The sequence below is a fragment of the Cytophagales bacterium genome (assembly GCA_019456305.1).
GTDB lineage: Bacteria > Bacteroidota > Bacteroidia > Cytophagales > VRUD01 > VRUD01.
The window spans coordinates 70,863-89,178 of sequence record VRUD01000003.1 but is presented as its reverse complement, the minus strand read 5'-3'; the positions used below and the strand labels follow the sequence as shown (position 1 = coordinate 89,178).

The 18,316-nt window shown below is 35.8% G+C and carries 16 protein-coding genes and 1 pseudogene; 4 read left to right on the top strand and 13 right to left on the bottom strand.

All coding sequences use genetic code 11. The features are described from left to right. Nucleotides 1-3: 3 nt before the first annotated feature. Nucleotides 4-693, top strand: a complete 690-nt coding sequence (locus FVQ77_01200) for an NTP transferase domain-containing protein (GenBank protein MBW8048961.1) — start codon at nucleotides 4-6, stop codon at nucleotides 691-693. A gap of 19 nt (nucleotides 694-712) precedes the next feature. On the opposite strand, the gene FVQ77_01195 is transcribed toward FVQ77_01200, so the two are convergent. The 7 genes from FVQ77_01195 to FVQ77_01165 form a co-directional block, all read right to left on the bottom strand. Next, on the bottom strand, nucleotides 713-1,459 hold the full coding sequence (locus tag FVQ77_01195) for a class I SAM-dependent methyltransferase (GenBank protein MBW8048960.1): 747 nt from the start codon (nucleotides 1,457-1,459) through the stop codon (nucleotides 713-715). A 3-nt stretch (nucleotides 1,460-1,462) separates the two neighbouring features. Continuing rightward, entirely contained in the window at nucleotides 1,463-2,224 is a 762-nt protein-coding gene (locus FVQ77_01190) for a triose-phosphate isomerase (protein ID MBW8048959.1), read from the bottom strand. Beyond that, nucleotides 2,188-2,433 carry a type II toxin-antitoxin system VapC family toxin gene (locus FVQ77_01185; GenBank protein ID MBW8048958.1) on the bottom strand — a complete coding sequence of 82 codons (246 nt, stop codon included), beginning with the start codon at nucleotides 2,431-2,433 and terminating at the stop codon, nucleotides 2,188-2,190. The genes FVQ77_01190 and FVQ77_01185 overlap by 37 nt, the downstream gene beginning before the upstream one ends. Beyond that, entirely contained in the window at nucleotides 2,433-2,669 is a 237-nt protein-coding gene (locus tag FVQ77_01180) for a DUF2281 domain-containing protein (GenBank protein ID MBW8048957.1), read from the bottom strand. The genes FVQ77_01185 and FVQ77_01180 overlap by 1 nt, the downstream gene beginning before the upstream one ends. A gap of 384 nt (nucleotides 2,670-3,053) precedes the next feature. Further along, entirely contained in the window at nucleotides 3,054-4,451 is a 1,398-nt protein-coding gene (locus FVQ77_01175) for an undecaprenyl-phosphate glucose phosphotransferase (protein MBW8048956.1), read from the bottom strand. Between the two features lie 92 nt (nucleotides 4,452-4,543). Next, nucleotides 4,544-5,377 (bottom strand): DnaJ domain-containing protein, encoded by an 834-nt coding sequence (locus tag FVQ77_01170; GenBank protein MBW8048955.1) that lies wholly within the window; start codon nucleotides 5,375-5,377, stop codon nucleotides 4,544-4,546. 1 nt (nucleotide 5,378) lies between these two features. Then, entirely contained in the window at nucleotides 5,379-6,542 is a 1,164-nt protein-coding gene (locus FVQ77_01165; GenBank protein MBW8048954.1) for an aminotransferase class I/II-fold pyridoxal phosphate-dependent enzyme, read from the bottom strand. Between the two features lie 192 nt (nucleotides 6,543-6,734). Between FVQ77_01165 and FVQ77_01160 the strand changes: the two genes are divergently transcribed. Beyond that, nucleotides 6,735-7,544: an SDR family oxidoreductase gene (locus FVQ77_01160; protein MBW8048953.1), complete on the top strand. Its 810-nt coding sequence runs from the start codon at nucleotides 6,735-6,737 to the stop codon at nucleotides 7,542-7,544. 99 nt (nucleotides 7,545-7,643) lie between these two features. On the opposite strand, the gene FVQ77_01155 is transcribed toward FVQ77_01160, so the two are convergent. From FVQ77_01155 to FVQ77_01145, 3 genes are all read right to left on the bottom strand, one after another. Further along, nucleotides 7,644-8,078 (bottom strand): hypothetical protein, encoded by a 435-nt coding sequence (locus tag FVQ77_01155; protein ID MBW8048952.1) that lies wholly within the window; start codon nucleotides 8,076-8,078, stop codon nucleotides 7,644-7,646. Nucleotides 8,079-8,299: 221 nt separating this feature from the next. Further along, nucleotides 8,300-9,241 carry a hypothetical protein gene (locus FVQ77_01150; GenBank protein ID MBW8048951.1) on the bottom strand — a complete coding sequence of 314 codons (942 nt, stop codon included), beginning with the start codon at nucleotides 9,239-9,241 and terminating at the stop codon, nucleotides 8,300-8,302. Nucleotides 9,242-9,270: 29 nt separating this feature from the next. Beyond that, complete coding sequence (locus FVQ77_01145) at nucleotides 9,271-9,885, bottom strand: FMN-binding negative transcriptional regulator (protein MBW8048950.1); 615 nt, start codon at nucleotides 9,883-9,885, stop codon at nucleotides 9,271-9,273. A 668-nt stretch (nucleotides 9,886-10,553) separates the two neighbouring features. On the opposite strand from FVQ77_01145, the pseudogene FVQ77_01140 reads away from it, so the two are divergent. Both FVQ77_01140 and FVQ77_01135 read left to right on the top strand, forming a co-directional pair. Further along, nucleotides 10,554-11,198: pseudogene (locus FVQ77_01140) on the top strand (transketolase family protein). A 787-nt stretch (nucleotides 11,199-11,985) separates the two neighbouring features. Then, nucleotides 11,986-13,218 carry a hypothetical protein gene (locus tag FVQ77_01135; protein ID MBW8048949.1) on the top strand — a complete coding sequence of 411 codons (1,233 nt, stop codon included), beginning with the start codon at nucleotides 11,986-11,988 and terminating at the stop codon, nucleotides 13,216-13,218. 69 nt (nucleotides 13,219-13,287) lie between these two features. On the opposite strand, the gene FVQ77_01130 is transcribed toward FVQ77_01135, so the two are convergent. The 3 genes from FVQ77_01130 to FVQ77_01120 all read right to left on the bottom strand — a co-directional run bounded on the left by FVQ77_01130 (nucleotide 13,288) and on the right by FVQ77_01120 (nucleotide 18,241). Further along, a complete protein-coding gene (locus tag FVQ77_01130) occupies nucleotides 13,288-14,682 on the bottom strand; it encodes a VWA domain-containing protein (GenBank protein ID MBW8048948.1) in 1,395 nt (464 codons plus the stop codon). A 75-nt stretch (nucleotides 14,683-14,757) separates the two neighbouring features. Then, nucleotides 14,758-16,221 (bottom strand): VWA domain-containing protein, encoded by a 1,464-nt coding sequence (locus tag FVQ77_01125; protein MBW8048947.1) that lies wholly within the window; start codon nucleotides 16,219-16,221, stop codon nucleotides 14,758-14,760. 76 nt (nucleotides 16,222-16,297) lie between these two features. Then, nucleotides 16,298-18,241 carry a T9SS type A sorting domain-containing protein gene (locus FVQ77_01120; GenBank protein MBW8048946.1) on the bottom strand — a complete coding sequence of 648 codons (1,944 nt, stop codon included), beginning with the start codon at nucleotides 18,239-18,241 and terminating at the stop codon, nucleotides 16,298-16,300. Between the last annotated feature and the right edge of the window lie 75 nt (nucleotides 18,242-18,316).

Below are 18,316 nucleotides of genomic sequence, written 5' to 3'. Positions count from 1 at the left end.
GAAATGATTAATGAAGCTATAATATTAGCTGGAGGTTTTGGCACCCGTTTAAAAAATATTATTCAGGACATTCCTAAACCAATGGCTCCAATAAATGATAAACCTTTTCTGGAATATTTATTCAATTATCTTATAAAATATAATATAAATCATGTAATACTTTCAGTTGGTTACAGGCATGAGGTTATTTCCAAATATTTTGGTGATGAATACAAAACTTTGCAAATAAAATATGCTCTTGAAGATAAGCCGCTTGGAACTGGTGGCGGAATTGTTAATGCCATGCACTATTTAAAAGATGATGAAGCATTTATTATCAACGGAGATACTTTTTTCAATATCAATTTAGATAATTTTTATCATTTTCATCAATCTCATAAATCTGAATTAACAATTGCATTAAAAAAAATGAAAAAATTTGATAGGTATGCTACGGTTACAATGAATAATTATGAAATCTCAAATTTTCATGAAAAAAAATATGTTGATGAGGGCTATATTAACGGAGGAATATATGCGTGCAATAAAAACACAATCTTTCAAAAAATTAATGCAGAAAAATTCTCTTTTGAGAAAGACTTTATGGAAAAATTCGTTAGCGAATTAAAAATTTATGGATTTATTTCTGACGAATATTTTATTGATATAGGCATACCTGAAGATTATGAAAAAGCTCAATTAGATTTAATGTAAATAGTACAATGTATTATTTCTAATCGCCAACCATAAATACCATTTGAAGATAATTATTAATTGCTCCAATTGGAATAAGTTTTACATAATATGATTTTGTAAAATCATTAAATGCCTTAAATTCATGCAAAGGAACGCAAAATTCATCAAATATTATAATATCTCCTTTATTCAAATAAGCAAATATAATTGTCAATACAAATAATGCAGAACTATATAGATCTCCATCAATGTGGATTATATTTTTTTTAGTAAAATTAATATTCGCAATTTCTTTGCTCAATGTTTCTTGAAAAAGACCCTTAACGAATTTTATTCTACTATCATTAATATCAGGATAATTACCACCTAATGAAAATGCCCCTGATTTATAGGATCCATAGTTTTCAGGTAACCCTTCAAATGTATCAAATCCATAAAAATTTGATTTTTCATTTCTATTATTTTCTACCCACCATCTCATCGAATTACCTATTCCAACACCAAATTCTAAATAATTTATATCCAAATTTGAAAGATTTTCCAAATTAACCAAAAACTTATATAACTCAACTCTGTCAGCATGAACTGCATGCAAATTATAGAAATCATTATATTTTAATACTTTCTTATTATCATTAATCCATTTTGACAGCTTCAACAAATAACCGAAATAAATTATCAAGTCTGCGAAATATCCCAAAACCTTATGAATCTTTAAGCGGATGAAGTATGCCTTAAATTTTTTTATTATTGTAATTTTTTTCATTACTATAAAATAAACCATATTTTACAATGACTTTACAATCTCCACAAAGTCCTTCGCATTCAGCGATGCTCCACCTATCAATCCCCCATCAACATCCGGGCATGCAAACAGCTCCTTAGCATTATCAGGTTTACAGCTTCCGCCATACAGAATAGTAGTACTTTCAGCAATATGGCTGTCAAATTTTTGAGCTATATGGCCCCTGATAGCTTTATGCATTTCCTGTGCCTGCCGGCTTGTAGCATTTTTGCCTGTTCCGATTGCCCAGATTGGTTCATAAGCGATGACAATATTGGAAAATTGTTCGGGTGATAAATGAAACAGACTCCCGGTGATCTGGTTACAAACAAAATCTATATGACTGCCTTTTTCCCTTTGATCTAAAGTTTCACCACAACAGAAGATTGGTTTCAGATCATACTCCAGGACAATATCAATCTTCTCTTTCAAAAATTCGTTTGATTCTTTAAAGTGCTCACGCCTTTCGCTATGGCCTAATATAACGTACTGAACGCCAACGGATTTTAACATAGCTGCAGATACTTCACCTGTATAGGCGCCCGAAGATTTACTGTAGCAATTTTGTGCTCCTAATGATATTTTAGTTTGTGTACCGATCAATTTGCCAATACTATACAAATGTATAAATGGGGGTGCAATGACAATTTGTATATCAGAGAAAACATCACCGTTAATTAACCTGGTAATTTCTGAGACTAGCTTCGTGCCTTCGTCATGGCTTTTATTCATTTTCCAGTTTCCGGCAATGATTTTTTTGGGCATAATTCCTTTATATTATCACAGTGAAAAAAATCAACTAATTGTTTAAAATCAAGTTTGCCAATATTTACTTTGATTGCCATTGCCCAAATACTTCCTATGCTAATAAACTTCATCTCATTAGAATCAATTAGCGAACGTGCCGTTTTGCTTAATTTTTTATTACCCGTTGCATACCAAATAAACGCATGAGTATCAATCAAATATTGCATTACATATAATCCTTAAAATCTTCTAAAGGTTCATCAAAATCTTCCGACATGAAAATTAAACCTTTTGCGCTACCCAAATTAGACTTTCTTTTTTTAGACTTTTTTTCTTTCTCAGGCACATTTACTTGCACCTGTTTGTGATATTTCTCTACCAAAAATTCAATGAAATCAGTTACTTCCTGCTGGATATTTTCTGGAAGTGTATTGTATTTATTAAAAGTGAGATGGTTATTCATATTTATTTTAATTTAGATTTATTTAATAACGTTAGCTTGTTTTAATAAGTTCACATCAAATTTAACAAATATTTCTCAACTAACTTTAATCTCAAAAATAATTTTTAAAATTTGTAAGTGAATTCACTATTATGTGCATAGTTGTAAAGCGCATGGGGCGCATAGTACTTATGTTACATAAATAAGGGTTATTATGCTTTGTTGAATTAAACAATATTGTCACACTTGTGGTAATACAATGGTAATTCAATAGTAATTCAATGGTAATTCAACCGAATTACAACCAAATTACAACTGAATTACAACGAGTTACAGCCGAATGAAAGCAAACAATTGAGAAGTATAATTGAGTGTCACAATTACAATTACTTTTGCAACTAAGTACTAGAACGCATGCTTATCTCCTATTATCAATATCCAAATTGTGTTAAAAATAATTTTAATATCCAACAAAAAACTCCAGTTTTCAATATACCACACATCATATTCTACTCTTTTTTGCATTTTTGCTGCATCGGTTGTTATTCCTCTGTACCCATTCACCTGAGCCCAACCTGTTATCCCCGAAGTAATAAAATGCCTGACCATAAACTTATTGATTATTTTTGAATATTCTTCTGTATGCTTTAGCATGTGTGGTCTGGGACCCACCACCGACATATCTCCTTTTAAAACATTCAGGAATTGCGGCAGCTCATCCAGGCTTGTTTTTCTTAAAAATCTTCCGGTTGCCGTTATTCTTATGTCATCTTCAGTAGCCTGTTTTGAGTCTGCCCCCTTGTTTATTTTCATAGTTCTGAATTTCAGGCACCAAAACTCTTTTCCTTGCTTACCCGACCTTTTCTGTCTGAAAAAAACCGGTCCTGGAGAAGACAGTTTCACAAAAACAGCTATGATTGGAAATAACCATGAAAATAAAATAACGATAACAAATAAAGAAAAAAACAGGTCAAATGTTCGTTTAATAAATCTGTTAAAAATATTTTCAAGGGGCTCTTTACGGATCAAGATAACCGGAATTGTACTATAATAATCAACAACTACATTTTTTGGAACATAACGCAGATGCTCAGGAACGATCTTAAACCTGATCATATTCTTTTCTGAAAATTCTATCAGCTCTTTCACTTCAGCAACATTAGTGTCAGACAAGGCATAATAGATCTCATCTACTTTATTCTTCAGCGCATAATCTTTTAGATATTCTATTTTACCGATAACCATCCCATTTTCTTTACTTTTTGGATGATTATCATCAAAAAATCCTAAAAAGTTATAACCCAGCGAAACATCCGAGGTAAGAAATTGCATGATTTCATGTCCAACAGTGTTTGCCCCTACCACTACAACTCTGCGGTAATTAAATCCTGATTTACGATAAAGCTTTAGGGCATATAAAAATAACATCCTCCATAATAATATAAGAAAGACAAAGATCAAATAAGTAACTATGATAAGTTCCCTGGATATAAGATGGAATTTTAAAAAAAACAAGGATGCTGAAATGAGCAGAACGTGTAAAAATACTGCTTTGATCAGATCAATAATTATCTGTTCGGTTCGCGCAGTACGGATTATATCATATATCTTTAATAATCCAATCACCAAAAACCAGGATAAATTTAAAATTAACAAAAGTGAAAAGTATTGGAAGGGGTAAGTTTTTTCTATCGCTATACTATCGAATTTGATGAAGTAAGAAATTATGAAGGAAATATTAAGCAACAAAATATCTCCTATAAGGTGGATGCTGTGAATAAATTTTGAATAGCGAATTTGCATTTTTTGGGAAATTTAATTATCCGATGCAAATATACTAAATTTTTTCCAAGACTTCGCTTGCCTAGGCAGGCAAGCGAAGTCTTGGAAAAAATTTAGAAACAATCAATATCGGGAATATTAGCTGCATCTGTGTACCCGTATTGTTGAGCCATTTTTATATCCTGGCAGTAATCTGCTGTATCACCAATTGCTAATTTTGATAGAGCCCTGAGATGATAGGTTTTGCTTTTTTCAGGATCAAGTAAAATTGCCCTGTCAAAATCAATGATTGCTTCCCGGTATCGTCCTGTTTTAGCGTTGCAAATTCCCTTTTTGTAAAACATCAAAGCATTGGTATCTTGTGCAAATTTTAGGGCATTACTAAAGTCGTACAAGGCGTTTTGAAAATCATTAAATGTAATAATAAGTAACTCCCCTCTTTTGGAATAAGCTTCGGAATATTCATCATCAAACTCAATAGCCTCGGAGAGCTTTTTCAATGCTGTGAAAGTTTCACCTTCCCGGATCAATTCCAAGGCTTCATCATAGCATCTTCTTGCAGAAAAATTATTCATAAAATGATACAATAAAATACTCCCTACTATCATTATGAAGAAAAACCCGACTATAATAATGGTTTGTTTAGTACCGGATATAGGTATATTTTTTCTATCTGAATATCTATAACGCTGCCTCATGTGTACACGCACCGGATGGATAGACAGCGAATAATTTAACTTTATATCGTATGCTGTTCTCTTTTTATCATCGGATAATAGGTGGTAAGAGTTATTTATTTTTTTAAAATGTTCTTCATAAGTGGGGTTGTTTGGATTTTTATCCGGGTGGTATTTAAGCGCCAGTTTTTTATAAGCTGTTTTTATTTCATCTTTTGAGGCAGATTTGGCAACGCCTAATATTTCATAAAGAGTGGACTTTTTATTCATTCTATATTTGTTCAAATGCTTGCTTAAGATCCTCAATCAACACATCTGCTTCTTCCAAACCAATATAAAACCTGATCAGATTCCAGGGCAAAACTGATGGGTCATAATTTCCTTTTGTATTGTATAGAGCGCTCATCGGAAATACCAACGATTCATACCCGCCCCACGAGCAAGCTAACAAGAATCGTTTCAGAGCATTGCAAAATTTATCAACCTTCCTGGTATTGTCTGCTTTAATTAATATGGAAAATTGTCCTCCTCCGTTCTTCATTTGTTTTTTTGCAAGTTTATACTGGGGGTGGGTAGGTAAGAATGGATACAGCACCTTTTCAACTTTCGGGTGTTTTTGCAGATAATTGGCGATCTTCAAAGTTGTCGCTGCCACTCTTTCCAAACGGACAGGTAAGGTACGAAGCCCCCGAATAAGCAGCCAGGCATTAAATGGTGAAATAATTCCGCCCAATGTCATCAGCCCGGAGACAAATATTTTTTCAATCATTTTTTTATTACCGCACAGTACACCCGCTACTATATCACTATGCCCTCCAAGGTATTTGCTGGCTGAATGGACAACAATATCCACCCCCATTTTAATTGGTGTTTGATGTAAAGGCGTAGCGTAACTATTATCAAGGATGGTAACTAATTGATTTTTTTTTGCGATTTTTACAACCGCCTCAATATCCTGAAGCTCAAAAGTGATGGAGTTGGGGCTTTCCAGGTAAAGTATGCGCGTTTGAGGTTCAATGGCATTCTGATAATTCAGAGGGTCTGTTCCATCCACCATCGTTGTATTGATACTAAACCGGGGCAGGAAATTGTTCAATAGTTTGCCTGTCCAGCTATAGGGTTTATTTACACAAACCACATGATCCCCGGATTCAAGATTGGAAATAACTGCTGCTGCTACAGCAGCGCTGCCACTGGCAAATATCAGCGCATCTTCAGCGCTTTCAAGCGCTGCCATTTTTTTTCTAAGAATGTTGGTCGTTGGATTGCTTCCCCGGGTATAAAAAGGGATTTCAGACTCTTTATCAATACTTTCCCTCATTGAAGCAACTGAACCGAAGCAGAAAATACTAGTCTGCATGATGGGAGGCGCAACTGAATTATAGTAATTACTTCTATCTTCGCCTAATTCGTTGATGATGTATGAAATATCCATAGCTATTGATACTAATAAAAAATGCTAATATACGAATGAATACTAATGATACTAATAAAGAAATCTATATTAAGAAGCAGAGTAAAAATATTTGTATCATTAGTATAAATTAGTATATTAGCATTATACCCTATTCGTATCATTAGTATAAATTCGTATATTTGCATCGGGGACGATTTATTGGTTTCTATAATGAAAAATAAAGTAGTTATAATCACAGGCGGCTCATCAGGCATCGGTAAAGGCTGCGCTGTAAAATTCGGTGAAGCAGGCGCTAAAATTGTGATCACCGGCAGGAACGAACAACGGCTAAAGGAAGTCTCTGCAGAATTGACTGAAAAAGGAATTCTAAATTTATCTGTTGCAGCAGAAGCAAGCCTGGAAGAAGACAATAAAAAAGTTATCACCAAAACGATTGAAACTTTTGGCAGTATAGACGTTTTGATAAACAATGCAGGAATGTCAATGCGTGCTTTATTTGAAAATATTGACCTTGCCGTAATCAAAAAACTGATGAACGTAAATTTTTATGGAACTGTCTATGCAACAAAATATGCACTGCCTCATATAATTAAATCCAAAGGATCAATAATAGGTATTTCATCCATTGCCGGTTTCCGGGGTTTGCCTGGCAGGACAGGATATTCTGCCTCAAAATTTGCCATGCAGGGATTCCTTGATGCTTTACGCACAGAATTATTGAAAAAAGAGGTGCATGTATTGGTAGTTTGTCCGGGTTATACAAATACAAATATCCGCAATACGGCCTTGTCTGCCGATGGCACGCAACAAAGTGAATCTCCTTTGGATGAAAGTAAATTAATGTCTTCCCTGGAGGTTGCATCGCATATTTTGAAAGCAACAAAGAAGCGGAAAAGAGACCTGGTATTGACAACGCAAGGCAAACTAACTTTTTTTATGAATAAATGGTTTCCGTCATTTATGGACAGGAAGGTACTTCATCATTTGGCAAAGGAGAAGGATTCGCCATTTGGGAATTAAGATTTGAGATTGTTTAAAAAAGCATCAACCGTTTGAATATACCCCGTTTTTTTATCCGCCCGAAGTTATAGCGAAGGCGGGAATGTGGTTTATTTTGCGTTAGGTACTTTGCTTATTTTCTTCTTCTTTATTTACATTAGTGCTAATGCCAGTGACAGTTTCAATACAAATAAACAAACAATGAAATGTCGTTCCTATTGTAGCGAGTGTGGTCATGCCCATACCTGAAAAAAGATGCCAGAACATGATATTAGCTGCCAAAGGTGGAAAATGTGCTAAAGCGCCAATTATATGTAATTTTCTTATTCCTGCACTCATAGTACCTATCCATAAAGCAACTCCAATTATGGCCATTAATAAATAAGCTTGAAATAGCCCAACCAACGCAAATTCATTATCCTGTAGAAAGCTGAATTTCCCAACTCCAAGATAAGTCCCTACGGTAGAATTAACGGTGAGCGCTATACCAATCAAGATTAACATTGACCCATGTATTCGTAAAATTTTCTTACGGGTTTCTTCTTTGATAGTCATTTTTTATATTCTTTTTTAGCGATTACACCCAACGGCAGTCCGTCTAAAAACTGTGGATCACAACTATTTTGCAAAAATAATTAATTGTATGTTGTTTGTTTTCAATGAGTTATTATTTCTCCTTAATGCCAAATTAACAATTTATGATAGTTTTTAGACAGTCTGACGGGTGGTAGTTTTAATTGTTTGTTCTTCTAATGAATCTATCAGGATTACCGCACCTATTTCTTGTTTTCAAACGAGACGTAATCATAGGTAAACCTGGCAACAGGGAAGATAATCTCCCCTGTCCATATATTGCCATAAAAATCATCAATCTTATAATTGTTATGATAGGAAGCCTGGAACAAATAAGTCCCTTTCGAAGGCTTTCTAAGAAAACATCTTAAATCACCTGTAGCAGGCAAGTAAATTGTTTTTCCGGGCTTCAGTTCAGCAAAGTCACGGGTGGTTGGTTCGACCCAACCCGGCATTCCATATAACAGAATATCAGGATTATGACCGTTTATCATATCAATCTGCTCTTGCTGTGGGGTTATAATGGATGCCTCATACCTGCTATGACTAACACCATACTGGGAATGACCATGAGTATTATATACAATCCTGTGAAACGTGTTGATATATACGGTTTCTTTTGAATCATTTCTCAGGCAGAGGTAGAAAAACCTGTATGATTTATTGCCACCTACGTCATCAACAATCACTGACCCGGCTAATTGTTTCGGACCATTTGTCCATTTCCTGTTTTGGAGGTTAGCACATTGTTCCTTAATCCATGAAGCCCACTTCTTATCATAGTATAATTTTGATTGTCGCAGCTCATATCTTGGCAAGGTGTCTTTATCCATGAGCAGCCAGATGCCTTCCTGCCCTTCGTTATACCAGTACGTTGGCATTGGAATACCCTTCGTGTAATTACGTTTTTTGTGTTTATCTGAGAATTGAACTTTTGCCACACGCAGGTTTTGCTTTTCCTTCAGTACCTCTAATACACTAAGTGTCCCGTATCCCTCTATGGAATCCTCTACATGCATTTTGGCAATAACTATTGCCTGGGCTTCGTCAATTTTAACCAGCGTTCTCCAATCCGGGTGATCTTGCCCAAACAAAGATTCACCGAGGAAAATATTGAAAATCCATATGATTAATAATCTAATCATAGCAAATTTAATTACTACTTTGATCCCGTTCATTTTCTATTTTTCATTATTCTTGCAATCTCCAAAGAGTTCATATCTCCTTTTTGGTCCAATCCATTTATAATTCTTTCATAATTTTTATCATCTTTGTTCTGTGATAATTTTAATGCCGCCTGAATATCAGTGATCTCAATCTCAAATCCTACTATACCTCTCATTTCTTTTTCTACAAATTCTTTTGACATCCTATCAACGCTTACAGGTTTATCCATACCTGATTCGTATTTATCAACAAGTTTACTCAATTGTTTTTTAAGAATATCTCTCTCAATTATATGAATCTTTCCATATACATGTACTGCTAAATAATTCCATGTTGGAACATTCTCATGGTCATACCAGGAAGATGAAATATAGGCATGCGGCCCGGAAAATATTGCCAGTACTTCTTTATTTTTATCAAATTCTTTCCATTGTTTATTCGCTTTTGAAATATGGCCTGTCAAAATATCCTTACCTTTAACATTTTTGTCCAACATCAGGGGAATATGTGTTACCCAAGGTCTCCCATCCACCTGACTAATCAATATTGCAAATCCATTGGCATTTATAAAATCTTTAACAACTGTTAAATTCTCGTTTTTAAAATATTCTGGGATATACATTTTTATGTTTTTAATTTTAGCATATCACTCTTTTATATCTATTGCTCAGTTATGTCTTTATAACGGTTTGTGTATGAAAGGTAGGGCTTTAGAACTTGGTCAGTGTCCACCGAGCAGGGTGTTTATTGAAAGCAACAAACTCTCTGAAACGCTTGTCAGCCCTATATTTTATACACTTTATAAGCCGTTTTTCTTCGTCCCCTGTCGCTATGCAATTTTGATTTTCCCTTCTATCACTTGTTGCATAAAGTCCTTTTTTTGTTCCAAAGTCATATCAGCCATTTTAGTCGCTAACTTTTCTTTGATAGCTCTGAAAAACGCTACTGTGTCAAACGATTTTTTTGTTTTAGTCTTCATATTACAGAATTGTCAATATAAATTCGCTGTCTCATTATCACACAAAGTTAGCAAAAAAGTCAGATAAAATCACTACATATTACTTCTAATGCGTAATGTCGTTTCTTTAAAATGGCTTATAACGCATGTTAGAACTAATGCCATTTTTTTCAGTAAAATGAATTACTTTATTACTAAGAATAAAATTATCGCCAATATTAGGTAAATTTAACCAATTAAAAAACTATATTTACAACGAGAAAAAATGACGCGTGCAGGCATAAGTATTGGCAAATGATTAATGACACTTAATAATAATCGAATAACTTTAAATTAAACAACAAATGAATAACGAAAAACCAGAGAAAAAAGAAACAAGAAGGGGCTTCGGTGACGGATTGCTCCAATTAGGTGAAGATAATCCAAACGTAGTTGCCCTGGCAGCCGATCTTTCCGAATCTTTGAGAATGGATGGATTTAAAAAAACTTTCCCTGAAAGATTTTTTCAATGTGGCGTAGCCGAAGCAAATATGATGGGTCTCGCTGCCGGGATGGCGATTGGAGGCAAAATTCCGTTTACCGGTACTTTTGCTAATTTTTCCACAGGCCGTGTTTATGATCAGATCCGCCAGTCCATCGCCTATTCCAATAAAAACGTTAAGATCTGTGCCTCGCACCAAGGGCTTACCCTGGGAGAAGATGGCGCTACACACCAGATACTGGAAGACATCGGCCTTATGCGAATGCTGCCCAATATGACCGTGATCGTTCCGTGCGATTACAACCAAACCAAAGCAGCTACCATCGCCATTGCCGAACATAAAGGGCCTGTATATTTGAGATTCGGACGGCCTAAATGGCCCAATTTCACACCTGAAGATCAAAAATTTGAGATTGGCAAAGCACAAATATTAAAAGAAGGCAGCGATGTAACCATTTTCGCTGCAGGGCACATGGTGTGGTATGCCATTGAAGCAGCTAAAAGCCTCCTCCTAACCCCAAGCCCCCCTAACAGCCCCCCTAAATCCCCCCAAAGGGGGGGCTTTCCCACCACACTTCCCAAAGGGAAAGGGGCTGGCAAAAGCGATGGAATAGTCCCCCCTTTGGGGGGATTTAGGGGGGCTGTGGATTTAGGGGGGGCAGGAATAAATGCTGAGATCATTAACATCCACACGATCAAACCTTTAGATGTAAATGCTGTGATAGCCTCCGTGAAAAAAACCAACTGTGTCGTTACGGCAGAAGAACACCAGATCCATGGCGGGTTAGGAGGCGCTATATCGGAATGTTTGGCACAAAATTATCCTGTTCCCCAGGAATTTGTTGCAGTCAAAGACAGTTTCGGTGAAAGCGGCAAGCCCGAAGAATTACTGCAAAAATATGGATTAGCACCGGACGATATTGTGAAGGCAGTGCAGAAAGTTGTAGCTCGTAAAGCGCTATGGCGTATGGAGCATAGCGCATAGCGAATAGCGTAAGATGCACTTAACTTTGCTCACTAGGTTTTTTTATTTGCATAACACAGAGTGTTATAGAGCGCAGGCCAAAGCGTTGAACATCATGCACTATGCACCATGCGCTTTGCTCTTATGGAATCTGAATTATACAACAGGAATTACAAAATGCTTTGTTGAAATTACCCCAAAAACAGCGATTGGTCTTTAATTTGTAATTTAAAAAAATATAAATTATTTTTGCAAAGTTATTCAAGTAATACTTATATTTGGGCTTTGTTTCTTAATCTATAAAAAATAAATTAATACAATGAAAAATTTCCCTTCTATAATCGTAACTTCCTTATTGCTTTTGAATTTTGCAACCCCGCAAATAAATAAATGTGTGGGACAGGAAGTTGGTGGGCCGCTTTTCGAAGCGGTAAAGTCCGGTAAGGTTAAAAACGTAGAGAACCTGCTTGCAAAAGGGGTTGATATAAATGAAAAAACCGAGAAAAAAATAGATATTTTCCCTGCAGGTATGACTTCCTTACACATGGCTGCTTATAAAGATAATGTAGCAATTACCGACTTATTGCTGAAAAACGGTGGCGATGCTAATATAAAGACTGAATCTCAAACCGAGATTATTCCGTCAGGGATGAGTCCCCTGCATATAGCTTCTTATAAAGGCAATACAGCAATAATGAAGCTTTTGATTGACAATGGGGCAGATATCAATGTTCAAACTGAATCCCAAACTGACCTTTTTCCCGAAGGTATGACGTCTCTGCACATGTCTTCTATATATGGTCATTATAATGCGGTTAAATTATTGTTAGATAAAGGTGCGGATGTTGATATGAAAGCAAAGAACGGTAACACTCCTTTACACCTTGCGTGCGAATATGGAAATACTGAAACGATAATCGATTTGTTGTTGGAAAATGTAGCTGATGTAAAAGCTAAAAATAACGAGGGTAAGACACCCCTCCATGTCGCTTGTATTAACGGTCAAACCAATGCAGCAATCATATTGATACCACTTATTCCAGACATCAACACAAAAGATAAGGAAGGTAAAACCTCCCTGCATGATGCCTGTAACTTTTGGGATTTAGAGCTCATTACATTGTTGATTGAGAATGGCGCTGATCTAAATGCAAAAGATACAGCTAATCGCACACCATTGCATGAAGCTGCCAGCTCTAAGTGGAGTAACAACAAAAATGTCAGCTTTTTGATAGAAAAAGGAGCTGATGTGAATGCAAAAGATAACAAGGGTAGAACCCCATTACATGATGCCTGTCACATCTGGGATTTGAATCTTTTTACCCTGTTGATCAAAAATGGCGCTGATGTTAATGGGGTTGATAACGATAATACTACCCCCCTGCATGTAGCTGCTTTTTACAATAACTCCAAAACGATCAAATTTTTGATGCAAAATGGGGCAGATTTTAATCTTAAAAACAACAAAGATAAAACACCACTTGATGTAGCAACTAAAAATGGCAACAATGATGCAGCTATTATGATCTTAAAACTATCTAAGAAGAAATAACACAGATTTTAAACACAGATTACACAGATTAAAGTTACTAATCACATAAAAATCTGTGTAATCTGTGTTTCATTCAAGCCTAACATTTATACTCTTATTAGATTCAATTTTAAAGCTCTTTTCAATGGTCTTTTCGGATTGTTTTACCGTTTTAACCCTGAAAATCACCTTATAATCACCAGGAAGCAAAGCCAGTATTTTATGAATTGCCCTATCACCGAAGTTAAAAATTTTTGTTAGTTTATTTTTTTCCCATACAAACACCCCTCCGTATCCGGAATACCTGCTGCTGATGTTCACTCTGCCTGGAACAGGGATACTAATAGTTGTGGTTTTTACCTGTGAAATATCTATTCTGTTAACAATGATCCTTGGTAAGGTTAATATCTCAAGATCATATTTCCCAACAATATATTTTGTTTCAACATTTAGACGCTTTACATCAATAATTTCACGCTGGCCTGCTTTTTTGACAATGTATTTTATTTTATCGTCAGCAATAGTGCTGACAGCATCCTTAAATGTCACTACTAAATTTCCCTGTGGTAAGGCAATAGGGATATCTGTATGCTTCTTAACTATAATCTCAATGTTATCTTTAAAAACAGGAGGGTTTGTGTGTACGGCAATATTATATTTAAATAAAGGATCTAAAAAAAGGATATCGGGTTTTCCTTTTACATTCATTGTATGATAAAGATTATATTGAACATTTCCGGTATGAATGTCATAGAAGGTCATATTTACATTTGTTTCTATAGGCCTGTTATATGAATCTAAAAGATTTACCTGTGCCGAAGTCTGCCAAACAACACGGTTAATAATCTCCCAAATGATCTCTTTGAAATGCTTTTCATTCTTTGCATTGTGCGCCTCACCTATGCATTCTAATTGTTTCATGAGGTCTTCTTTCAGGCCAATACCTATTACGCAAGGTTTTAAGATCGCTTTATTTTTTTGCAGCGCTTCTGATACAGCGCACGGATCTTCACCACAAGATTCTAATCCATCCGTGATGAGTATGATCAGATTTCTGCTATTCAAATCTGAAGGAAAATCATTTTCAGTAGCCTGAAGTGAATAAGCGATAAGCGTAGTTCCCTTAGGTTCTATCTCATTTAATTTTTTTATAATATCCGGTTCATTTGACTTTGAAAATGCAACTTCCAATCGCGTATCTTTACAATTTTCTACTGCACTTTCCGATTGATGACCATACAACCTTAAAGCAAATTCAATATTTTCCTCATTTTTCAGACTGTCAACCACTTCAATAAGCGTACTTCTTGCTGCCTCTATCTTTATTTTATTATCCCATTTTGTAAGCATGCTGTTTGAACAATCCAGAACAAACAAAATACGATTAATATGTGTCCGTTTATCGGCTTGAGCACACGATTGAGTATTGAATATTGTTGAGCAAAGCGAAATCCCGATTAGTAATAAGAAAATATATCTTTTCATTGGTGATTTAGGGATTGTTAGGTCATTCGCAGAGACGCCCAATTTGGGCGTCTCTGCGAATGACCTAACAATCCCTTAAAATTTCAACGTAGTTACGGTGTTAGACCTAATACTAAAACTTTTCTCTTTCGTTGATGCAACGCTATAAGTCACTTTGGGACGATATACCATAATATAATATCCCGGTAACATTGAAATGGTTGCCTTCACTTTTAAATCATTAAACTCATATATTTTCACATACCTGCTTTCCTGAAATCCATAGGATTTATAGCCTGGTGATTGAATTTCGTATATGCTTGCATAAGCAGGAAGCTTTGAAAATATATTAAGCGTACCGGGGTTCGGAAGCTTTATTTCAGTAGTTTTACTTTGCTCAATAAAAACATTTTTAAAGATCTTTCTGGGAATGGATAAAAATTCCAGGTCATAGCTGCCAATCAAATATTTTTGAGCAGAATTTATATCCTGAATATGCAGGGAACCTGTATTTTGAGCATCATCCAAATCCCAATTTTGTCTGGATACATTCCTTACCGACCTGCCAGAACTGCTAACAACACATTTAATGGAACTTTTTCCTGGTATTTCAAAGCTCAATTCCAACGTACCAAGAGGCAGATCTACTCCAATAATATTATGCCTTCCAACATTGAGTTCAATATTTTCGGTTGAAACAGGAGGAATAGAATGTACCGTAAGATCATATTTTCCTGCAGGATTCAAATGCAAAGTATCCGGTAAACCATCTGCATTCATGGTATGCACTAAATTATATCTAATCACCTTTGAGTATGAATCATAAAAAGTCATCTCAATATTTGTTTCTTCGGGCAGGTCAAATTTATTTATCAAATTTACCTGGGTAGTGGTTTTATGGATTGCCTGTGAGATCACTATATCTAATGTATTATGCAGCATTATCGTATTTTCAACATTAAAATATTTTCCTACACAATCAAAAGCACGCTGTTCTATATCCTTCAATCCCATGCCGATAATAAACGGCTTCATAGCTACACGCTTTTTTTGTAATTCCAACCCAACTTCACAAAGATCACCTTCACATTGTTCAATTGCATCAGTAATTAAAATGATCGCATTCTTTGTCCCGAGTACTCGGGAAGGAAAATCATTGAGGCACTGCAGTAAAGAATAGGCAATAGGCGTATAGCCCTGTGGTTTTATTTGGCTTAACTTACCCTTGATCTCTGATGCATTATTTTTATAAAAAGGGACTTCTAATTTTGAATCTTCACAATTGTGTTCGCTCCGTGGGGATTGATGCCCAAATATCCGTAAAGCAAATTCTACTTTTAGGTTTGAGTTTTGAATGCTGTCAATATAATGGTTTAATATTTGAGTTGCTGCCTCAAATTTACTTACATCCTGCCAATTAGCTTTCATACTCCCCGAAGCGTCAAGAATGAATAATATCCTGGTAGTATTTTTTTGATTTTCGAAAGGCTCCTGGGCAAAACCGCTATAAAATCCGTAGCTTGATAATAAAAAAAATGTGATGAACTTTAGCCAATACATTTGCTTTTAGTTGCTGGTTACTATGGCAGTTGGTCTCGTTAGAAATAGGATTTTTTAAAAAAAAGGTTGCTTATCATTATTCAATAACTATCTTTTTATGGATAACGCCCTCATTGCATATTATCTTCAAAGTGTATATGCCTTTTGCATAACTGCTCAAATCTATTTTAGATTTTTCATCTAAAATTTTAAATTTAATTATTTCATTACCCAGAATATTATACACTCTTAATTCGTATCCCGACTTGTCGGGACGTAATTCGTAAATTTCTACAGTGAACTCCCCTGTATTTGGATTTGGATAAATGATTAAATTATTAAATAATGTAAGCTCATTAACTGAAGTTATATCTACAAAAACCGGATCTGATATTGAATCGCAACCAAACGCATCTGTAATCATCACCGAATAAAAACCACTATTGGTTGCTGTATAAAATTGTAATGTGGCTCCAGAAATAAGTGTATCATAATAATACCATTGATAAGCAACAGCAGTGCTTGATGCCAATTCATTACCGCCTGGAGTTATAGTGGGTTTTGCGGGCAATGGATTGACTGTTAAAGTAGTTGTAATAACGCTGTCGCAGCCGTTGGCAGCATTTGTGGTATCGTAATAAGTTCCAGTAGTTGTTTGGTATTCTCCGCCAGCCAGTAAACTATCTCCCTGGCAAATGCTGGTATCTAGGGTTGAACCCGCTATTGGTAACACGGTTAAGTTAGTCGTGATAATGCTGTCGCAACCAGTTGTAGCTGTGAGCGTGTCAAAATAGGTTCCGGCAGTATTGATCCAATTACCGTTAGGTAGCTGAATACTGTCGTTGGAACATATGACAGAGTTAACAACGGTGAAAAACACAGAGTCAAAGCTGAGATTGGTTTGAATAATACTGTCGCAGCCGGCTATAGTTGATAACGTATCAAAATAAGTTCCGGCAGCATTGACCCAATTTCCGCCAGGTAACTGAATACTGTCGTTGGAACATATGGCAGCGTTAACAACTGTAGAAAACACAGAGTCTACGCTTAGATTGGTCTGGAAGATGCTGTCGCAGCCGGCTATAGTGGTGAGCGTGTCAAAATAGGTCCCGGCAGTATTGACCCAATTTCCACCAGGTAACTGAATACTGTCGTTAGAACATATAGCAGCGTTAACAATTATAGAAAACGCAGAGTCAATGCTGAGATTGGTTTGGAAGATGCTGTCGCAGCCCACTATAGTGGTGAGCGTGTCAAAATAGGTTCCGGCAGTATTGATCCAATTACCACCCGGCAACTGACTGCTGTCGTTGGAACATATGGCAATGTTAACAACTGTAGAAAACGCAGAGTCAACGCTCAGATTGGTTTGGATGATACTGTCGCAGCCGGTTATAGTGGTGAGCGTGTCAAAATAGGTTCCGGTAGTATTGACCCAATTACCACCCGGCAACTGAATGCTGTCATTTGAACAGATATTTGCAGATGTAGAAATAAAATATAGAGAATCAATAGTCAGAATAGTGCTGATTATAACGCTGTCACAACCAAACATATATGACAAAGTATCGTAATATATGCTTGCTGTATTTTGCCAACCGCCACCTAAGAAGAGACTATCGCCATAACAGATACTTGCTGTATCTGTTATACCAATAGGTAGAGGACTAACAAATACTAATTGAATGATAGTATCAGAACAAGATGGTATAGAATTGTTGGTAACTATTAGCATCACCGGATAAATACCAGATGAGCTATATGAGTGTTTGGGATTGGTAGATACATTAAAGGTATCAGAGTTGCCATCAGCGTAATCCCATATCCATTCTATAATAGTAAAAAGAGAATCAGTTACCGACAGATCAGTAAATTGCAAAGAGTCTCCCAAACAAGAATTGGTAAAGGAAAAATCGGCAGCAGGGCAATATGCTGTGTCTTTGTTGAAGTTACTAATAAGTGCATGACTCCATTTTTTATTTATATCCATCGTGCGGATATACAAAATATGAGGGCCAAGACTAACAGCGCTTAGATCCACATTAAAATTCACATCAATGATGCTATCTGGGGTAACAGCTATGGGTGTTCCGTTTCCAAAACCAGGGTCTGTATC

Bases quoted from the DNA above. Each gene is read 5' to 3' on its own strand.
- FVQ77_01200 (MBW8048961.1), top strand. From the start codon at position 4: ATGATTAATGAAGCTATAATATTAGCTGGAGGTTTTGGCACCCGTTTA.
- FVQ77_01195 (MBW8048960.1), bottom strand. From the start codon at position 1,459: ATGGTTTATTTTATAGTAATGAAAAAAATTACAATAATAAAAAAATTT.
- FVQ77_01190 (MBW8048959.1), bottom strand. From the start codon at position 2,224: ATGCCCAAAAAAATCATTGCCGGAAACTGGAAAATGAATAAAAGCCAT.
- FVQ77_01185 (MBW8048958.1), bottom strand. From the start codon at position 2,433: ATGCAATATTTGATTGATACTCATGCGTTTATTTGGTATGCAACGGGT.
- FVQ77_01180 (MBW8048957.1), bottom strand. From the start codon at position 2,669: ATGAATAACCATCTCACTTTTAATAAATACAATACACTTCCAGAAAAT.
- FVQ77_01175 (MBW8048956.1), bottom strand. From the start codon at position 4,451: ATGCAAATTCGCTATTCAAAATTTATTCACAGCATCCACCTTATAGGA.
- FVQ77_01170 (MBW8048955.1), bottom strand. From the start codon at position 5,377: ATGAATAAAAAGTCCACTCTTTATGAAATATTAGGCGTTGCCAAATCT.
- FVQ77_01165 (MBW8048954.1), bottom strand. From the start codon at position 6,542: ATGGATATTTCATACATCATCAACGAATTAGGCGAAGATAGAAGTAAT.
- FVQ77_01160 (MBW8048953.1), top strand. From the start codon at position 6,735: ATGAAAAATAAAGTAGTTATAATCACAGGCGGCTCATCAGGCATCGGT.
- FVQ77_01155 (MBW8048952.1), bottom strand. From the start codon at position 8,078: ATGACTATCAAAGAAGAAACCCGTAAGAAAATTTTACGAATACATGGG.
- FVQ77_01150 (MBW8048951.1), bottom strand. From the start codon at position 9,241: ATGATTAGATTATTAATCATATGGATTTTCAATATTTTCCTCGGTGAA.
- FVQ77_01145 (MBW8048950.1), bottom strand. From the start codon at position 9,885: ATGTATATCCCAGAATATTTTAAAAACGAGAATTTAACAGTTGTTAAA.
- FVQ77_01135 (MBW8048949.1), top strand. From the start codon at position 11,986: ATGAAAAATTTCCCTTCTATAATCGTAACTTCCTTATTGCTTTTGAAT.
- FVQ77_01130 (MBW8048948.1), bottom strand. From the start codon at position 14,682: ATGAAAAGATATATTTTCTTATTACTAATCGGGATTTCGCTTTGCTCA.
- FVQ77_01125 (MBW8048947.1), bottom strand. From the start codon at position 16,221: ATGTATTGGCTAAAGTTCATCACATTTTTTTTATTATCAAGCTACGGA.